The organism is Mycobacterium sp. SA01, assembly GCF_041287105.1.
Classification (GTDB): Bacteria; Actinomycetota; Actinomycetes; order Mycobacteriales; family Mycobacteriaceae; genus Mycobacterium.
On the sequence record NZ_JBGGNO010000009.1, the window covers coordinates 85,659 to 103,740 of the forward strand.

Below are 18,082 nucleotides of genomic sequence, written 5' to 3' on the forward strand. Positions count from 1 at the left end.
CTTAGCTCTCTATGCGAGTCAGTGTGTTCCGACGCCGGCCGGGATGTCTATGCCGTAGAGCGTCGCGGCGTTGCGCCAGCAGACTTTCTCGCGCTGCTCAGGGCTCCACGCGCTGGGCAGCGCCTGGATATCGCCGCAATGCCAGTGCGGATAGCTCGAGCCGAACATCAGCATGTCCTCCTTGCCGGTGAAGGACAGCCATTCGTCGGCGAACTCGGCGTCGCCCGGCCCGTCGAGGCTGTTGTGGATGAAGTGGACGTGGCCCGGCAGATAGTCACTCGGCATCTTCGGCGCCCACGGGGTTTGTTCCAGGTGTGGCCGTCCGAAGCAGTCCATCCGCCACATGAACGGTGTCAGCATGTCGCCGGCGCCGTCGGCGAAGACGAACTTCAGGTCCGGCATGCGTTCGAACACGCCCTCGGCGATCAGGTTCAGCAGGTGATAGATGTAGCTCAGGGAACTGAAGCCCAGGTACTGCTCGAAGGTCCTGGTGTGCCCGGACGGCGTCGGGGGGAATGCGATGCCCTCACCGGTTTCGATATGGGTGGCCACCGGCAGGCCCGCGTCGACGGCCGCCTCCCAGAGATCCCAGAACTGCGGCTTGCCGTAGAGCTCGCGGGACTGCAGCGGGATACCGATCTGGACGACTCGCGGGTGATCCTTGTACTTCTCGATCTCTCGCAGCGCGCCGCGGATGTCATCGGGGTTGACCCGGATGGTGCCGCGGAATCGCCCACCGAATTCGGGATGATCCAGCCAGCGCGACACCATCATCTCGTTGTGGGCGGCCAGGATCGCCGTGCCCAGGTGCCGGTCGGGCATGATGCCGCGGCCCATCGGATGCAACACCGCGACGTCGACTCCGCGATCGTCGAACAGCTGCTGGGCGACGAAGGCCGGGTCGGAACCCGGATACTGCCGGTCCGGCCCGCGCGTGCCCTCGAGGTATTCGCCGCCAGGTGCGCCGTACCAGTCCATTTCGTAGTCGGGGAAGCCGCGGCTCTTGAACGGCTCCCGCATCACGCCGCGCAACTCAGGCGTGGACCCGAAGAAAATGTGCACGCTCGCGTCGATGACGGGAGTCGTCGTCCCGTCGCGGTGCTCTATCACCAAAGCCGCCTTCCGGAGGTGCGTCTGCGAGTAACCCGAGTTCTTCAACGGCAAGAATACTGTTCTCGCGTATGAGAGTAGAACCTCATTACCACTTTGCCTCAACCGACCGTAGGCAGCAAGCAAATCAGCCGGTAGAGTGCGATACCGTCTTAGGAGAACCTATGGTTCACGAATAGAGAATTAGATTTCCATTCGGGTGCTCTGACCCCGGGTAGGAGGCGGCGGGTGCTACTGGAATTCGATGCTGATCAGCGGTTGTGGCAGGACACCGTGCGTGACGCGGTGGCCAAGCAGTGCCCTGCGTCGTTGATCCGCGGGATCGCCGAGGATGGCGTCGACCCGACTCCGCTCTGGGAGTCCTACGTGGACGCCGGTTGGACGGAGCTGGCCGACCCGGAGAACGCAGTTGAGTTGGCGATCGTGCTGGAGGAGTTCGGCCGGGCGACGGACCCGACGCCGTTCTTGGCCACCCTCACCCAGTTCGCGCCGCTGGCCGGTGATCGCTACGACCCGCGCGAGGCCGGGACCGCCGTCTTCGAGGGCATCACCGCTCATCGCGACAGCACCGGGTGGGTGCTATCCGGAACCTCCCGGTACGTCCTGGACGCCGACCGGGCGCAGAAGCTCGCGGTGGTGACCGACGCCGGCGTGTTCCTCGTCGACGCCGCCGTCGCCACCGTCACCCGGGTCTCGGTGTTCGATCCGGTCATGCACGTCGCCGACGTCGCCTTCCCCGGTGTGGTGGTGTCCGACGACGATCGGGTGCACGCCGACCCCGAGCGGGCCCGCCACGTCGCACTGACCGGAGTCGCGATCACGACGGTCGGGGCGTGTCAGCGGATCCTCGACCTGGCTTTGCAGCATGTCCGGGACCGCCACCAGTTCGGAGTGCCGATCGGCTCTTTCCAAGCGGTGCAACACAAAGCGGTCGACATGCACGTCGCGATCGAACGGGCCCGCGCCCTGGCCTACTTCGCCGCATTGACCATCAGCGCCGACGATCCGCGCCGCCGGCTGGCCGCAGCGATGGCGAAGGCTGCCGCCGGCGACTGCCAGTCGGTGGTGTTCCGGCACGGCCTGCAACTGTTCGGCGCCATGGGGTTCACGTGGGAGAACGACGTTCAATTCGCGCTCAAGCGGGCCAAGTCCGGTGAGCTCATGCTGGGCGGCGCCGCCGAACATCGCGCCGTGATCGCCGACGAGTACAGGGAACTGTAGATGCAACTTTCGTTCGATCCCGATGTCGAGTCATTCCGCGACGAGTTCAGTGCGTTCCTGGACGCCAACCTGCCCAGCGAAGCCGAGACCCAGGAGCGGCCGCGGTCGGTATCCCACATGCCGCCCTGGGCGCGGCGCTGGCAGCGGCTGCTGTTCGACAATGGGTGGCTCCTGCCCGGTCAGCCGCCGGAGTTCGGCGGCCGCAACGCCTCGATCCTGCAGCAGTTCGTCCATCTCGAGGAGCTCTGCCGCCGCAGGATCTATCACAGCTTCAACCCGCAGGGCGTGAATATCATTGCCGCGTCGCTGATTTCGTTCGGATCCGACGAGCAGAGGCACCACTGGGCGGTGCCCGTGCTCAAGGGTGAGAAGACCGCATCGTTGGGAATGAGTGAGCCGAGTGCGGGGTCGGACCTGGCCTCCCTGCGCACCCGCGCAGTCCTGGACGGCGACCACTTCGTGGTGAATGGCCAGAAGGTGTGGACCTCCGGCGCCCACGATGCCGACTTCCTGCTGACGTTCGTCCGGACCGACCCGGACGCCCCCAAGCACAAGGGCATCAGTGTGCTGCTGATCCCGACCGACCTGCCCGGGGTCGTTTGCCGGCCGTTCGCGTCTATCTGCGGGATCGACGACAAGGACTTCAACGAGGTGTTCTTCACCGATGTCCGGGTCCCGGTCGAGAACCTGGTCGGTCCGCTCAACGGTGGGTGGGGGGTGGCCAACGGATCGCTGGGCCACGAACGCACGATGATGTGGCTGGGGTTCGCCGACCGGATCGCAAACATGATCGGGGACTTCGAGCCGAAGACGCCGCTGGAGAAAGACCAGTACGCCTCGATGATCATGGACTACCAGGCATTGCGACTGATGGGTTCGGAAGGATTGGCCAAGGCTGCACGCGGAGAAACCGACGTGGCCTCGGTGTCGGTGGTCAAGCTGTTCGGTTCCGAGGCCGAGCTGCGAGCGTCCGAATACGCGCTCACGGCAAGCGGATCCGATGGGTTGGTACACCCGTCCAGCACCGGGCCCTACGCGCACCTCAACCTGGACCACTACTTCGCCAGCTGGTTCGAGCGTCATGCCCGCAGTTTCTCCGGAACGATTGCCGGGGGTACCTCGGAGATCCAGCGCAACATCATCGCTGCGCAGGTGCTGAGCCTGCCCCGGTCCAAGTAGACCGCCCGACCCGATCCAACCCTGCCCGCGCGCCGCGGGGTCACGCGAGGCTCCGTGTCGGCGATCCTGGCGTGCCGGTCGCGCGCCTGGTGAGAGCAGCTTTCTGCCCTGGGGTTAATTCGGGCGCGCAGCGGGTATAGAGCTCTCACTTGAACGGATGCAGGTGTCGGAAGCCTGTCGGCACCGCATCGTGAATCGTTTGCTGACTGATTTGTGGCGTCGTCAAGAGGCTCTCAGTAATTCTCAGGTTATTCCGAGTTGCGCAGGGCGATAAATTGCCTCAGTTAACTCACATTGCAAGCAAAACAGCGATAATCGAGCCGTCCCAGCGAATAGTTATCGCGCGGCGACCCACCTGCGTTACCTCGGTCGCAGAACTCGTCATCTGGGCACTCCCTGACTGGTCCCGCCCGTAGTTCACACTGAACTGCGTAGCCCGCGATGTTCCCCATCGCGGCGCGGTTCAAACCGTTTTCTGCAAACTGGTCGACGTGCTGGACAAGCATCGCGGTGAGCGCCTCATCGACCGGACTCAGGCTGCCCTAGCGGCGTGTCGCGCGGGCGATTCGCGGTGAATTTTTCCGGAGTGCCGGAACGCCCGCTTGCCAGCAGCAGCGAATGAGACCGTTGGCCACAGCCGCCACACAACTCCTTGCTGAACCTTCGCTTAGCTCACGATCTCAAGGGGTCGGGCGAGCGCCGTCCCGGTGGTCGCCGTGGCGCGGCTCGGGCCGGCCCGGCTACGTCATTAGGCGTGCTTAGGCCTTATCTGGGCCGTGACAGCCCCACGCCGCCGGGGGCGGCTTCCGTCGCAATGCCAGCTGACGCACAAATCTTTGCTGTATCTATATATGCGTACACGTTAAATAAGACGGGCTAATTTCGATCTAGCTAACTCGAATCGAATTGATCACGGATTCGGCACAGCAACGCCAAAAAACTGAGAGCAAACACTTGGCTACTTAGCTTCTTCTCAGGTATGTTCGCGGCTGTCGGGGCACAGCCATTTTGAAGGGGTAGTCATGGACGTTGCTGTTCGGTCGTATCTGACCGCGGGGGTGGCAGTCTTCGGGGCCAGCGCGATTGTGCTGGCGCCGATCCAGGTAACACCGCCAGATCTCCATCTGGTGCGTGATCGCGCGATGTCGGCTCTTGCCGATGTCTCACTGTCCTCTTTGGAAGACGTGATCCAAGCCATCAACAACGGGTGGAACGGTGTGAAGGGCGGACTCAACGCCCTCAACAGCGCCGCTGACACCGCGATCACCCAGTTCGGTGATGCGCTGCAGTCGACCCTGATCGCCGGTATCGGTTCGGGTAACACCGCTCTGCAGTCCGTGGTCGACGGCCTGCTCGACGGCGGGAGCACGCTGGCCCGTGCGGTCGACAACGCCATCGCCGCATTCCCGAATCCGCAGGCGTTCATCGACGCGGTGGTTCAGGCCTTCTCCAACATCGATGTCAATCTCGGGCTGGCGCTCCAGGCCGCGCTGAATGCGGCATTGAACCTGAACCTGGCGCTTGACCTGAACGCGGAGGCGTTGGCCAACGCCTTGATCGCCGGCGGTGCCGCTCTTGCCGCGGCATTCAACGCCGCGGTCGCGGGCTTCCCGACGCCGGCCGACTTCGCGGCGGCATTCGAAGCTGCGCTGTCCGCCGTCAATCCCACGCTCGGCATCGTCGCCAACGTGATCACCAACCTCACCGGCGCGCTCGGTGATGTCGTGCGCGCCGCGATCACCGCCAAGGTCGACATGTTCCAGGCGGTGCTCACCGCCCTCGCTGACAGCGGCAGCGCCCTGTATGCCGCCTTCCAGGCGGCGCTGACGGCGTTCCCGAACCCGGCGGCGTTCATCACCACGCTGGTTCAGGCGTTCAACAACATCAACGCCAACCTGGGCCTGCAGCTGATGCTCGCGCTCCAGGGCGAGATCGGCAGCGTGGGTGACCTCCTCCAGGCTCTGGTCAACGGTGGCGTCACCCTGGCTGCGGCGTTCAACGCAGCCCTGGGTGATTTCCCGAGCCCGGAGGCGTTCGTCAACGCGCTCACCGGTGCGCTGGCAGCGCTGAACCCGACGCTGGGTGTGCTCGCGAACGCGTTCACCACGTTCACCGGTCAGTTGGCGACCACGATCCAGGCCGGAATTGCGGCTGGGCTCACCGGTTTCCAGGCGCTGCTCGATGCACTGGGCAACCCGCTGAGTGCGCTCTCGGCAGCGTTCCAGGCGGCGTTGGCCGCGTTCCCGAACCCGCAGGCGTTCTTCAACGCTCTGGTTCAGGCGCTGAGCAACATCGACGTGAACCTGGGTCTGGCGCTGCAGGCCGTGATCAATGCGTCGATCGACGGGCCGCAGGCCTTCCTCGAAGCGCTCATCTCGGGTGGCGCGGCACTGGCGGCAGCGTTCAACGCCGCACTGGCCAACTTCCCGAGCCCGCAGGCCTTCGTCGACGCCTTGGTCGGCGCGTTCGCAGCGCTCAACCCCACGCTGGGCATCCTGGCCGACGCGTTCACCACGTTCACCGGTCAGCTGGCCACCACGATCCAGGCCGGAATTGCGGCTGGGCTCACCGGTTTCCAGGCTCTGCTCGATGCACTGGGTAACCCGCTGAGCGCATTGTCGGCGGCCTTCCAGGCGGCGCTGGAGCTGTTCCCGAACCCGCAGGCGTTCTTCAACGCTCTGGTTCAGGCGTTCGGCAACATCGACGTCAACCTGGGTCTGGCGCTGCAGGCCATCATCAACGCGTCGATCGACGGCCCGCAGGCCTTCCTCGAAGCGCTGGTGAACGGCGGGGCGGCACTGGCCGCGGCGTTCAACGCCGCACTGGCCAACTTCCCGACCCCGCAGGCCTTCGTCGACGCGCTCACCGGCGCGCTGGCGGCGATCAACCCGACCTTGGGTGTACTCGCCAATGCGCTGACCACGTTCACCGGTCAGCTGGCGACCACGATCCAGGCCGGAATTGCGGCCGGGCTCACCGGTTTCCAGGCTCTGCTCGATGCGCTGGGTAACCCGCTGAGTGCACTGTCGGCGGCCTTCCAGGCGGCGCTGGCCGCGTTCCCGAACCCGCAGGCGTTCATCAACGCTCTGGTTCAGGCGTTCAGCAACATCGACGTCAACCTGGGTCTGGCCCTGCAGGCCGCGCTCAACATCGGCGTCGACGGGCTGCAGGGCTTCGTGGATGCTCTGGTCAACGGGGGTGCACAGCTGGCCGCGGCGTTCAACGCCGCACTGGCCAACTTCCCGAGCCCGCAGGCGTTCGTCGACGCGCTCACCGGCGCGCTGGCGTCGATCAACCCGGCGTTGGGCGTGCTCGCGAATGCGTTCACCACGTTCACAGGTCAGCTGAATGCGACCATCCAGGCCGGAATTGCGGCCGGGCTCACCGGTTTCCAGGCGCTGCTCGATGCCCTGGGCAACCCGCTGAGTGCACTGTCGGCGGCCTTCCAGGCGGCGCTGGATGCGTTCCCGAACCCGCAGGCGTTCATCAACGCTCTGGTTCAGGCGTTCAGCAACATCGACGTCAACCTGGGCCTGGCTCTGCAGGCCGTGATCAACGCCTCGATCGAGGGCCCGCAGGCCTTCCTCGAAGCGCTGGTGTCGGGTGGGGCAGCACTGGCGGCGGCGTTCAACGCGGCGCTGGCCAACTTCCCGAGCCCGCAGGCGTTCGTGCAGGCGTTCGCCAACGCGTTGGCAGCGCTCAACCCGACGCTGGGCATCCTGGCCAACGCGTTCACCACGTTCACCGGTCAGTTGGCAACCACCATCCAGGCCGGCATTGCAGCCGGCGGGACCGCCTTCCAGGCGGTGCTCGACGCGTTGAGCAATGGCGCCACCGCCCTGTCGGCGGCCTTCCAGGCGGCTCTGGCTGCGTTCCCGAACCCGCAGGCGTTCGTCAACGCGCTCGTCAACGCCCTGGGCAACATCAATGTCGACCTGGCACTGGCCTTGCAGGCAGCGCTCAACGTCAACCTTGATGGGGCACAGGCGATCATCGACGCGCTCGCCAACGGCGGCGCGCAGCTCGCAGCGGCCTTCAACGCGGCTTTGGGCGACCTCCCGAGTCCGGCGGCGTTCGTCAATGCCGTCACCGGAGCGCTTGGCGGTGGCCTCGAGGTCGCCCAGCAGGTGTTCAACCAGGGTGCAGCAGCACTCCAGGCTGGAATCGACGCCGGTGTGCAGGTGGGCAACCAGCTCCTCAACGCACTCGGCAACGGGCTGGTCCAGGGCGGTGCGGCTCTGAACGCGGCGATCAACGCCGCGCTGGCTGCCTTCCCGAACCCGGAGATCGTGGTCAACGCGCTTGCGACCGCGGGCGCACAGATCGCCGCAGGGCTGAACACCCTGGTCAAGGGGATCAATGCGAGCCTGGGGATCAACATCAGCTTCGACATCGGTGGCATTCACATCGGTGGTGGCATCAACGCCGGAGCAGGGGCTGCGGCCCTCGCTGCGGCTGGTGCCGCAGGGGCCGCCACGGTGACGAGCATCAACGACAAGGTGACGGGCATCGCAGGCAACGCGCCGACGGTCTCGCTGAAGGTTGCGGACTCCACACCCGCGCCGACGGCGAACAAGGCCGCCGACACGACGCCGTCGACGACGGCTCCGAGCACGAAGGTTTCGGCTCCCAAGCTGAATCTTCCGGCGCCGCCGAAGATCTCGTTGCCTGCACCGCCGAAGATCTCGCTGCCCGCGCCGCCGAAGATCTCGCTGCCTGCGCCGCCGAAGGTGTCGCTGCCGTCGCTGCCGAAGCCGTCGACCAAGGGATCCTCGGATACCAAGGCCGGCACCAAGGCAGACAGCTCGGCCAATGGTTCGAGCTCGGCCAAGGGTTCGAGCTCGGCCAAGGGCTCGGGTTCGGGTTCGGCCAAGAGCTCGGCCAAGAGCGGATCCGCCGGCAGTGCGAAGAAGGGCGCTGCCTAACCAGCACGAGCCTAACCAGCACGAAACGAACTGTGGCCCTCTCCGAAAGGAGGGGGCCACAGTCGTTGGTTTTTTCAACCGTTCACCAATCGATGACGGCGGCTTCCTTGCGCTCGGTGATGGGGCGAGCCAGACCCTGCTCCTCGCAGATCCGCTGCAGGTTGGCCAGCGTCTCGTCGAGCCCGGGGCCGAGGCGAGGCCCGGGCGTGAAATCGGCAGGCAGGTGCTTCATCCCCTGGATGACGCCGATCGTCTCGTAGTGGACGGTGCCTTCCTGGTCGCAGACGTAGTCCGGCATCCGGTCGAGCACGGCGGTGACCATCGACTTGAACACCGTCCGCGCCACGTTCGACCCGACGCAGCGGTGCACGCCGATGCCGAAACTGAAGTGGCGGTTACCTTTTCGGTCCAGAACGACCTCGTTGGGCTTGTCGAAGACGGACGGATCGCGATTGGCCATCGCCCACGACAGCCACAGCCGCTCACCCTCCTTGAAGCGATGGCCATCGACCTCGACGTCCCCGGAGAACGTGCGGCCGTCACCGGGCGCGGGGGTGTAGTACCGCAGGAACTCCTCGGTGGCGGGGTCCAGCAGCGCATCCCGTTCGCGACTGAGCCGATCCCGCTCGGCGGGATGCTCGCTCAGCCATTCCAGTGAATGGGCGGTCAGGGCGGTGGTGGTGTCGAAGCCGCCGCCGATGATCAGCCCGAGGTTGCCCAGTATTTCCAGATCGGGGGCGGGCTCGCCGTCAATCCGTAGTTGCAGCAACGCGTTCACCAGGCCGGGCCGCGGATTTTCGCGGACCTCCATCATGGTGGTGACCATGTCGAGGCCCATCTGCCGGTTCATCTCGGCCACGCGCGCGGCGTCCGGCGAGTGTTCCGGAGTGGACACCGACAGGTGGGCGGGCTCGCTGTAGACCGGCCACTTCTGCAGCTCGATACCCATCATGGCGAGGGTGAGCACCGCGGGCACGATATTGGCGAGGTCATCGACGAAGTCGATGTGCCCCGACTCGATCTTCTCGTCGAGCGACGCACGGACGATCTCGTCGACGAACGGCACCCAGCGCTTGACCGCAGCGGGGGACAGGTACGGGTTCAGCGCCCCGCGGTACGAGCTGTGTTCGGGCTCGTCCATCTCCAGGATGCCCCCACGAACCACCGTGGCTCGCTGAGCCTTGGGGATCGTGATGCCTTTGTAGGGTGTCTCGCCGGTGAGATCGTGGTGGTTGGAGACCACCGGACAGCGCGCGAGCTCGAAGACCTCCTTGCTGCCGGCGGCCACCCAGTGACCGTCGTAGACGTCGGTCCATGCCATCGGGCAGCGGGACTGCATCTCCTCGGTGATCTTCTCGAACTGCTGCCGATATTCCGGCGTGTGCCGATCGAAGTGATAGGTCGGCTGCTTTCGTTCGGTGTCGTCGTTGACGTCATCGATACTCAAGGCATTGTCTCCCTTGATATTTGGCTGGAAAACTGGAGGTCAATCCTCTTCGATGAGGATGGCCTGTTCAGGGCAGGAGTGCGCGGCTTCGCGCACGAGCTCGATCTGGTCGGCCGGGACCTCCTCGGTCACCGGCGACGAGCTGCCGTCGATATCGCTGAGCTCGAACATGTCTGGAGCGATCATGGCGCACAGTGTGTGCCCCTGGCACCGGTCCTGGTCGACCCGAACCTTCACGGATTCCCTCTCAAATCTCTTGGTAGTTCCGGTGTTCAGACGTGGTAGTCGTACCACTTGAGGTAGCCGCCGGCGTCCACGCGCAGCTGCATACCGGTGACGTAGCGGGCCTCGTCGGACGCCAGCCACAGCACTGCGTTGCTGATGTCCAGCGGCTCGACGAAATTGACCTTCATCGCCTGCTGGATGCCGAACACCGGCTCGGCGTCGGCGCGGGTCGGGTTTTCGAGATCGGGCCGGAACGAGCGGTACATCGGGTCGCTCTGCAGCATGTCGGTGTTGCAGTTGGTCGGGTGAACGACGTTGGCCCGGATGCCCCGCACGGCGAGTTCGGTGGCGAGGTCGTGGACATAGTTGGACAGCAGGCGTTTGGCGACCATGTAGGACATCCCGCCCGGGTCCGCGCCGGGGTTGTCCTTCTGGTGTGCGTCCATCAGGGCCGCGGTGGAACCGGTCGCGATGATCGAGGCGCCCTCCTCCAGATGGGGGAGCGCCACCTGGATCGCATTGATGGTTCCGATCAGGTTGGTGTTGATGACATCGCACCATGCCTGCAGTGGCGGCTGCCCTTTCATCCCGGCGATGCCGGCCTGGGCGACGACGATGTCGACCTTGCCGAACTCGGCGAGCCCCTGGTCGAGAGCCGCCTTGAGTTCGGCGGCCTCGCGAACGTCGGCCTGCGCGGTGACGATGCCGCGCCCGGTCTTCTTGACCAGTTCGGCGGTCTCCTCGAGATCCTCGGGGGTCGCCATTTTGTAGCCGATGGTGTCGATGTCCTTGCACAGGTCGACAGCGATGATGTCGGCGCCTTCTTCGGCCAGCCGTAGGGCATGGCTGCGGCCCTGCCCGCGCGCGGCACCGGTGATGAAGGCAACTCTGCCCTGGACTCGTCCCACAGGTATTCCTCTCTCTGACTGCTGTCTGGTTGTGTTGAAAAGTCTTGTGGTGCCTCTACTCAGGCATTGCGTCCGCCGGTCACCCCGTGGCTGCGATGTCGACGATCTTCTTCCAGTCATCGAGGGTCTTGTCGAGGAATCGCCGAAACAAGGTGCGGCCCGAACCGACACCGGTCGCCAACGCCGTCGTCACCAGCGATCTCCGTCGCGGTCGGGACAGGGCAGGCGCGCTTCACCACGGCGTGCACATCCGGTCGTGTCGCCGATCCAGCGGATCTCGTAGTTCAAGAATCGCCCTTTCTGATATGAGAACGCTACTCTCGGTGTGATCCATTTCGCAAGACACTTCGGTGCAATGTGTCTAACTGCGGAGATGCGGCGACGGACCACATTGCGAGGGTGCGTCCTGGATGTGACGTGTTCGGTGAACGCGGCTTGAGTTCTCTCGCGCCGAATGTATGATTCGCCGGAGATGAGAACCGAGTTATCCGACGACTGGAGGAGTTGCTGATGTCGGTCCAGGACACGACGGCCACCATCGCGAGCGGCGAGCAAGCGGGGCAGAGCCAGGTGTCCGAGCGGCACATGCTGATCGACGGTCAGCTGGTCGGCGCGAAGCACACCTACCCGTCGATCAATCCCGCCACCGGACATGTGGTGGGCCATGCGCCCAACGCGGACGTGGCCGACGCCGAGCGCGCGATCGCCGCGGCCCGGTCGGCCTTCGACACGACCGACTGGTCCACCAACGTCGAGCTGCGCATCCGGTGTCTCGAGCAGCTGTATACCGCGCTCGTCGAGCACAGCGACGAACTGCGCGCGCTGACGATCGCCGAGGTGGGCGCCACCAAAGCGTTGACCGAGAGTGCCCAGCTCGATGACCCGATCCGGATCGTCGGCTACTACGCGAACCTGCTGAAGAGTTACGAGATGTCCGAAGACCTCGGCGAGATCGAGAGCCGCGGGCAGCGCCACCACCGCTGGGTGGAAAAGGAAGCCGCCGGGGTGGTGGCCGCGATCATCGCCTACAACTATCCGAACCAGTTGGCGCTGGCAAAACTGGGTCCGTCGTTGGCCGCCGGATGCACGGTCGTCCTCAAGGCCGCGCCGGACACCCCGCTCACCACGCTCGCGCTCGGTGAGGTGATCGCCAAGTACACCGACATCCCGGCGGGCGTCATCAACGTCATCAGCTCCACCGATCCCGCGGTCGGTGCCGCACTGACCACCAGCCCCGACGTCGACGTCGTGACCTTCACCGGGTCGACGGCAACCGGGCGCAAGATCATGGCGGCGGCCAGCGACACCATCAAGAAGGTCTTCCTCGAGCTCGGCGGCAAGTCGGCCATGATCGTGCTCGACGACGCCGACTTCAACAACTGCGCGATGATGGCGGCGTTCATGATCTGCTCGCACGCCGGCCAGGGCTGCGCGATCACGACGCGGCTGCTGGTTCCCCGCGCACATCACGACGAGATCGTCGAGTTGGTGAAGAACTTCATGGGCATGGTGCGCTACGGCGATCCGGCCGACCCGTCCACGTATATGGGACCGCTGATCAACGACACCCAGCGCGACAAGGTCGACGGCATGGTCCAGCGCGCGGTCGCCGCCGGCGCGACCGTCGTCACCGGCGGCAAGAAGGTGGACGGCCCCGGCTTCTTCTACGAGCCGACGCTGATCACCGGAGTCGACCCCGACAGCGAACTCGCCCAGGAGGAGATCTTCGGACCGGTCTTGGCCGTCCTGGCGTACGAGGACGACGACGACGCGGTGCGGATCGCCAACAACTCCATCTACGGACTCTCGGGTGGGGTGTTCGGCGGCCACGACCGCGCGCTGGCGATCGCCCGCCGAATCCGCACCGGCACGATGGGCATCAACGGCGGCAACTACTTTGGTCCGGATAGTCCGTTCGGCGGCTACAAGCAGTCCGGCGTCGGCCGCGAGATGGGTGTGGCCGGCCTGGAAGAATTCCTCGAGCGTAAGACGCTCGCGGCGGTGGTGTCGTGAGGCCGCTCGACGGGGTCCGCGTCCTCGAGGTGGCGATGTACGGCTTCGTGCCGTCGTGCGGTGCGGTGTTGGGTGAGTGGGGCGCCGAAGTCATCAAGGTCGAGCATGCGGTCACCGGTGATCCGCAACGCGGCCTGCGGCAGACGGGTCCGCTGCGGGTCGAGGGTGATCCGAATCCCAATGTGGAGCACGCCAATCGGGGCAAGCGCAGCATCGGACTGGACATGTCGGTGCCGGAGGGCAAAGAGGTTCTCTACGAACTCGCCCGCCGCTCCGACGTGTTCCTGACCAGCTTCCTGCCCGGGCATCGCACCAAGTTCGGCATCGACGTCGACGACATCCGCGCGGTGAATCCGAGCATCATCTACGCGCGCGGCAGCGCCTTCGGTCCGCGTGGCCAGGAGTCGGAAAAGGGCGGTTATGACATGACCGCCTTCTGGTGCCGGGCCGGCACGGCGGCGACGATCACGCCGCCGGGAACCGAGGGCATGATCGCCCCGCCCGGTCCGGCGTACGGCGACACCATCTCCGGCACCAACCTCGCAGGCGGAATCGCGGCAGCGTTGTTCAAGCGCGAACGCACCGGCGAAGCGTCGGTGGTCGACGTGTCACTGCTCGGCAGCGGCTTGTGGGCGATGGGCCACACCATCGCGTTGACTCAGCATCTCGGTGAGCAGCTGGTGGCACCCGTGCCGGGCGTGCACGGCTCACCGATAAATCCGCTGGTGGGCCTCTACGAGACTGCCGACGGCCGCTACATCTCGTTCGTGATGATGCAGCCGACCAAGTTCTGGGCCGACGTCTGCCGCCACATGGATATCACCGAGTACATCGACGATCCGAGGTTCGCCGGCGTCGAGCAGATCGCCGCCAACACCGCCGACGCCGTCGAGATTCTCGGCAGGGAGATGGCCACCCGGACCCTGTCGGAATGGTCGACGCGGTTCGCCACGCTGGCCGGACCATGGGCGCCGGTGCAGGACACGCTGCAGGCCGCCGCTGATGCGCAGGTACGGGCCAACGAATACCTGGTGAAGGCAGGGGAATTGGAGCTGGTCGCCAACCCGGTGCAGTTCGACGTCGCCGCGCCGAAGAGCGGCCCGGCGCCGGGATTCGCCGAGCAGACCGACGAGATCCTCACCGAGCTCGGCCTGGACTGGGACCGCATCATCGAACTCAAGACCGCTGGCGCGGTCACCTAGGTCGCGCCGGAGACTCCATGCCCTACATCGTCGCCATTGGCACCTACCTACCCTCCTGGGGGTGTGACGCGCATCGCATTGTCGGCGATGACGAGGACGCCATCACACTCGCTGTTGAAGCGGGCCGCGCGGCGCTGTCCGAGGGCGGTGCCGTCGAGCGGGTGGTGCTGGTCAGCCGTGACCTGCCGCTGGTGGAGAGCAGCAATGCCGCCGTGCTGCTGGCGGGTCTCGGTCTGGATCCCGAGCTCGAGGTCGACGAGCGGCTCGGCGGTGCGCCGGCCACTCTCGACGCGGTCAGCTCGGCTCGCCCGCGGACGCTGGTCATCGGCTCCGACTTGGATCCGGCTGGGGCAGCGGCGATCCTGACCGGCGAGGACGGCTTACAGGTTCGTACCGCCGCGCGGGTGGCACGCAGTCTCCCGGTCCGCACCCGCAATGCCGACGGGGTGGTGCACGACTACGGCGACCCGCGGCTGTTGCACGAGCGCGGGCTGGTCGCCTCGCTGGCTGCGGCGTGGCTCGACACTCCGGTCGCGCTGGCCGGCGTCGACCATGACCGCGCGATCGAACTGTGCGGCGGCGAGGCGCCCGTCGTGCCGACAGCGGGTGCCAGTGCCGGGCTGTTCGCCTTGGCCGCCCTCGCCGAGTCGACTGTCAACGGCCCATTGGTAGCCGTCGAACAGGCCAGCCTGTCCGGCGTGACGGTGGCCGGCGGCGGAGCTGCCGTCTACCGGCGGGAGCCGACGGCGCGGCCGCGACCGCAGACCAGGGTGGCCGCCGGCCCTGACATCCCGATCTCCCTGGCTGCCTACGAGCGTGCCTTCGAAGCCAAGGTGCGGTGGGAGGCCGGCCGGCACAGCGGCAGCGAGGAATTGGACTTCCCGCCCCGCTACCGGCTCGACGATGCCGGCCGGCTGGCCACCGACTACGAACTGGTGCCGCTGCCCCGGGTGGGAAGCGTCTACACCGAAGTCACGGTTCACATTCCGGTACCGGGCCTGCGGACTCCCTACTCGTTGGTGATCGTCGAGCTCGACGACGTCGCGGTGCGCGCACTGGTCAAGGTCACCGGCGTCGAGGCGGGCGCGGTGCGGATCGGCGATCGTGGCCGGCTCACGCTGCGCCGGGTGGCCGTGCGATCGGGTGTACCCGACTACGGGTACGCGTTCGAGCCGTATGCACCCGCGACTCCGCGGGAAACGTCCGTCCGGTCGTGGGGTGCGGCATGAGGCGGGTCGCGATCGTCGGTGCCGGCATGACGGCGTTCGGCGAGCACTTCGCCCTCGGGCTCAAGGACCTGCTCCCGATGGCGTTCGCCGAGTGCGCCGCTCGGGTTGACAAGGGCGTCAACAAGTCTGAGATCGACGCCGCCTGGTTCGGTGCGATGGGAACCGCCGACGGCTTCCCGGCGGGGATCCTCGCCGACTCGCTCGGACTGCCCGACCTGCCGGTGACCCGGATCGAGAACTCCTGCGCGACCGGCAACGACGCGGTCCGCAACGCCCTCTACGGCATCGCCTCCGGTGCGGCCGATGTCGCGTTGGTGATGGGTGCGGACAAACTGCGGGAGACCACTTCCAAGCAACTGCTGTGGGAGTGGGAGGCGATGGCCCGCGACATGGCGTGGGACTATCCGCTGGGATTGGTTGCGCCCGCAGGATTTGCCCTTCATGTTGCGCGTTATTTGCATGAAACCCCGGCCACCCGTGAACACATGGCGATGGTGGCGGTCAAGAATCATCGGCACGGCCTGTCGAATCCGAAGGCGCGACTCCGTTTCGAGGTGACCATCGACGAGGTTCTCGCCGCGCCGATGGTGGTCACGCCGTTCGGCGTCTATGACTGCGCTCCCCAAAGCGACGGCGCGGCAGCAGTTTTGTTGGCCGCAGAGGATGTGGTCGACCGTTTCACCGACCGACCGGTCTGGATCCGCGGGGTGGGGTTGGGGCTGGATTCCGTGATGCATCAGCACAAAGCGGATATGACGACGTTCCCGGCGACGACCCGTGCGGCGAAAAGAGCCTTCAGAATGGCAAATTTGACGCCCGCCGATATCGATGTGGCGGAAGTTCACGATTTCTTCACCGGCATCGAATTGATCAGCTATGAAGATCTCGGCTTCGCCGAACCCGCGGAGGCCTACAAGTTAATGGAGGCCGAGGTGACTTGTGTGGGTGGAGCTTTGCCGGTGAACCCCAGCGGCGGCCTGAAGGCCAAGGGCCACCCACCGGGCGCCACCGGAGTGGCCCAGTGCGTGGAACTTTTCGACCAGTTGCGCGGGGAAGCCGGCAATCAGGTGGACGGCGCCCGAATCGGACTGGCTCACAACATCGGTGGTCCGACAGCAGTCGCTGCGGTGACGATTCTGGAAGGACCGGGTGGCCATGGCGGGTAAGGGGGCCGATCGTTGGTCGCCGGGCATTGCGTTGAGCAGTGCTGCGGGTCCGATGCAGGCTATTGGTGGCTTGTTTGCAATGTCAGCAGACGCCGTGCGGTTCATCTTCCGGAAGCCGTTTCAGTGGCGGGAGTTTTTGGAGCAGGCGTGGTTTGTGGCGCGGGTGTCGTTGGCGCCGACGTTGTTGGTGGCGATTCCGTTCACGGTGTTGGTGTCGTTCACGCTGAATATTTTGTTGCGGGAGTTGGGTGCTGCTGATCTGAGTGGTGCGGGGGCGGCGTTTGGTGCGGTGACTCAGGTGGGCCCGTTGGTGACGGTGTTGATCGTGGCGGGTGCCGGGGCGACGGCGATGTGTGCGGATTTGGGGTCGCGGACGATCCGTGAGGAGATCGACGCGATGGAGGTGTTGGGGATCAATCCGGTGCAGCGGTTGGTGACTCCGCGGATGTTGGCGTCGGGTTTGGTTGCGCTTCTGTTGAATTCGTTGGTGGTGATCATCGGGATTTTGGGTGGTTATGTGTTCTCGGTGTTCGTTCAGGATGTCAATCCCGGGGCGTTCGCGGCGGGGATCACGTTGTTGACCGGGGTGCCGGAGGTGATCATCTCGTGTGTCAAGGCGGCGTTGTTCGGTCTTATTGCGGGGTTGGTGGCCTGTTATCGGGGGTTGACGATCACCGGGGGTGGCGCCAAGGCGGTGGGTAATGCGGTCAATGAGACGGTGGTGTACGCGTTTATGGCGTTGTTCGTGGTCAACGTGGTGGTGACCGCGATCGGTATCCGGATGAGTGCCCGGTAGAGATGGCGTCGTTACAGGCTTTGTATCCGCGGATCGCCCGTCAGGTGCGTCGCCCGTTGGGCACGATCGGCCGGATTGGGGATCACACGATCTTCTATGGTCGCGCGATCGCGGGCACGCCGCATGCGGCGTTGCATTTCCGTAAAGAGATCATCCGGTTGATCGCGGAGATCAGCATGGGTGCGGGCACGTTGGCGATGATCGGCGGCACCGTGGTGATCGTCGGGTTCCTCACCCTGGCCGCCGGTGGCACGTTGGCGGTGCAGGGCTATTCCTCGCTGGGCAATATCGGGATCGAAGCGTTGACCGGGTTTTTGGCGGCGTTCATCAACGTCCGGATCAGCGCGCCGGTGGTGGCCGGGATCGGGTTGGCCGCCACCTTCGGCGCCGGGGTCACCGCCCAGTTGGGGGCGATGCGGATCAACGAGGAGATCGACGCCCTGGAATCGATGGGTATCCCGCCGGTGGAGTATTTGGTATCCACCCGGATTGTGGCGGGCATGGTGGCCATCACCCCGCTGTACTCGATCGCGGTCATCTTGAGCTTTGTGGCGTCCCAGTTCACCACCGTGGTGCTGTTCGGCCAGTCCGGTGGCTTGTATGACCACTACTTCAACACGTTTTTGAACCCCATCGACTTGTTGTGGTCCTTCCTGCAAGC

The 18,082-nt window shown here is 65.5% G+C and carries 13 protein-coding genes; 9 read left to right on the forward strand and 4 right to left on the reverse strand.

Features of this window, described 5'->3' with window-relative positions:
- Window positions 1–18: 18 nt before the first annotated feature.
- Complete coding sequence (locus tag AB4879_RS02005; protein WP_370506197.1) at window positions 19–1,110, reverse strand: amidohydrolase family protein; 1,092 nt, start codon at window positions 1,108–1,110, stop codon at window positions 19–21.
- A gap of 228 nt (window positions 1,111–1,338) precedes the next feature.
- Here AB4879_RS02005 and AB4879_RS02010 point away from each other — a divergent pair, with 228 nt between their 5' ends.
- From AB4879_RS02010 to AB4879_RS02020, 3 genes are all read left to right on the forward strand, one after another.
- On the forward strand, window positions 1,339–2,331 hold the full coding sequence (locus AB4879_RS02010) for an acyl-CoA dehydrogenase family protein (RefSeq protein WP_370506198.1): 993 nt from the start codon (window positions 1,339–1,341) through the stop codon (window positions 2,329–2,331).
- On the forward strand, window positions 2,332–3,510 hold the full coding sequence (locus AB4879_RS02015; RefSeq protein ID WP_370506199.1) for an acyl-CoA dehydrogenase family protein: 1,179 nt from the start codon (window positions 2,332–2,334) through the stop codon (window positions 3,508–3,510). It abuts the gene before it with no gap.
- 1,022 nt (window positions 3,511–4,532) lie between these two features.
- The gene (locus tag AB4879_RS02020) at window positions 4,533–8,435 is read left to right on the forward strand and encodes a beta strand repeat-containing protein (protein WP_370506200.1); all 3,903 of its coding nucleotides are present in this window, start codon (window positions 4,533–4,535) and stop codon (window positions 8,433–8,435) included.
- Between the two features lie 82 nt (window positions 8,436–8,517).
- Here the strand turns inward: AB4879_RS02020 and AB4879_RS02025 are convergent, their stop codons facing one another.
- Genes AB4879_RS02025 through AB4879_RS02035 form a run of 3 tightly spaced genes read right to left on the reverse strand, consistent with a single transcriptional unit; the run spans window position 8,518 to window position 11,015 of the window.
- Window positions 8,518–9,882, reverse strand: a complete 1,365-nt coding sequence (locus tag AB4879_RS02025; RefSeq protein ID WP_370506201.1) for a cytochrome P450 — start codon at window positions 9,880–9,882, stop codon at window positions 8,518–8,520.
- Between the two features lie 39 nt (window positions 9,883–9,921).
- Window positions 9,922–10,119: a ferredoxin gene (locus AB4879_RS02030; RefSeq protein WP_036344115.1), complete on the reverse strand. Its 198-nt coding sequence runs from the start codon at window positions 10,117–10,119 to the stop codon at window positions 9,922–9,924.
- Window positions 10,120–10,154: 35 nt separating this feature from the next.
- The gene (locus tag AB4879_RS02035; RefSeq protein WP_036344117.1) at window positions 10,155–11,015 is read right to left on the reverse strand and encodes a mycofactocin-coupled SDR family oxidoreductase; all 861 of its coding nucleotides are present in this window, start codon (window positions 11,013–11,015) and stop codon (window positions 10,155–10,157) included.
- A 510-nt stretch (window positions 11,016–11,525) separates the two neighbouring features.
- On the opposite strand from AB4879_RS02035, the gene AB4879_RS02040 reads away from it, so the two are divergent.
- From AB4879_RS02040 to AB4879_RS02065, 6 genes are all read left to right on the forward strand, one after another.
- Window positions 11,526–13,028 carry an aldehyde dehydrogenase family protein gene (locus AB4879_RS02040; RefSeq protein WP_370506202.1) on the forward strand — a complete coding sequence of 501 codons (1,503 nt, stop codon included), beginning with the start codon at window positions 11,526–11,528 and terminating at the stop codon, window positions 13,026–13,028.
- Window positions 13,025–14,230: a CaiB/BaiF CoA transferase family protein gene (locus AB4879_RS02045; RefSeq protein WP_370506203.1), complete on the forward strand. Its 1,206-nt coding sequence runs from the start codon at window positions 13,025–13,027 to the stop codon at window positions 14,228–14,230. Before AB4879_RS02040 ends, AB4879_RS02045 begins: the two co-directional genes overlap by 4 nt.
- A gap of 17 nt (window positions 14,231–14,247) precedes the next feature.
- On the forward strand, window positions 14,248–15,459 hold the full coding sequence (locus AB4879_RS02050; RefSeq protein ID WP_370506204.1) for an OB-fold domain-containing protein: 1,212 nt from the start codon (window positions 14,248–14,250) through the stop codon (window positions 15,457–15,459).
- Complete coding sequence (locus AB4879_RS02055; RefSeq protein WP_370506205.1) at window positions 15,456–16,625, forward strand: thiolase family protein; 1,170 nt, start codon at window positions 15,456–15,458, stop codon at window positions 16,623–16,625. The genes AB4879_RS02050 and AB4879_RS02055 overlap by 4 nt, the downstream gene beginning before the upstream one ends.
- Complete coding sequence (locus AB4879_RS02060) at window positions 16,615–17,421, forward strand: ABC transporter permease (protein ID WP_036347332.1); 807 nt, start codon at window positions 16,615–16,617, stop codon at window positions 17,419–17,421. Before AB4879_RS02055 ends, AB4879_RS02060 begins: the two co-directional genes overlap by 11 nt.
- 2 nt (window positions 17,422–17,423) lie before the next feature.
- On the forward strand, window positions 17,424–18,082 hold a 659-nt coding region (locus AB4879_RS02065), incomplete at its 3' end, for an MlaE family ABC transporter permease (protein WP_370506206.1).

What these genes read in the sequence shown, in the direction of transcription:
- AB4879_RS02015 (WP_370506199.1), top strand. Translation starts at nt 2,332, where the DNA reads ATGCAACTTTCGTTCGATCCCGATGTCGAGTCATTCCGCGACGAGTTC.
- AB4879_RS02020 (WP_370506200.1), top strand. Translation starts at nt 4,533, where the DNA reads ATGGACGTTGCTGTTCGGTCGTATCTGACCGCGGGGGTGGCAGTCTTC.
- AB4879_RS02040 (WP_370506202.1), top strand. Translation starts at nt 11,526, where the DNA reads ATGTCGGTCCAGGACACGACGGCCACCATCGCGAGCGGCGAGCAAGCG.
- AB4879_RS02050 (WP_370506204.1), top strand. Translation starts at nt 14,248, where the DNA reads ATGCCCTACATCGTCGCCATTGGCACCTACCTACCCTCCTGGGGGTGT.
- AB4879_RS02055 (WP_370506205.1), top strand. Translation starts at nt 15,456, where the DNA reads ATGAGGCGGGTCGCGATCGTCGGTGCCGGCATGACGGCGTTCGGCGAG.
- AB4879_RS02060 (WP_036347332.1), top strand. Translation starts at nt 16,615, where the DNA reads ATGGCGGGTAAGGGGGCCGATCGTTGGTCGCCGGGCATTGCGTTGAGC.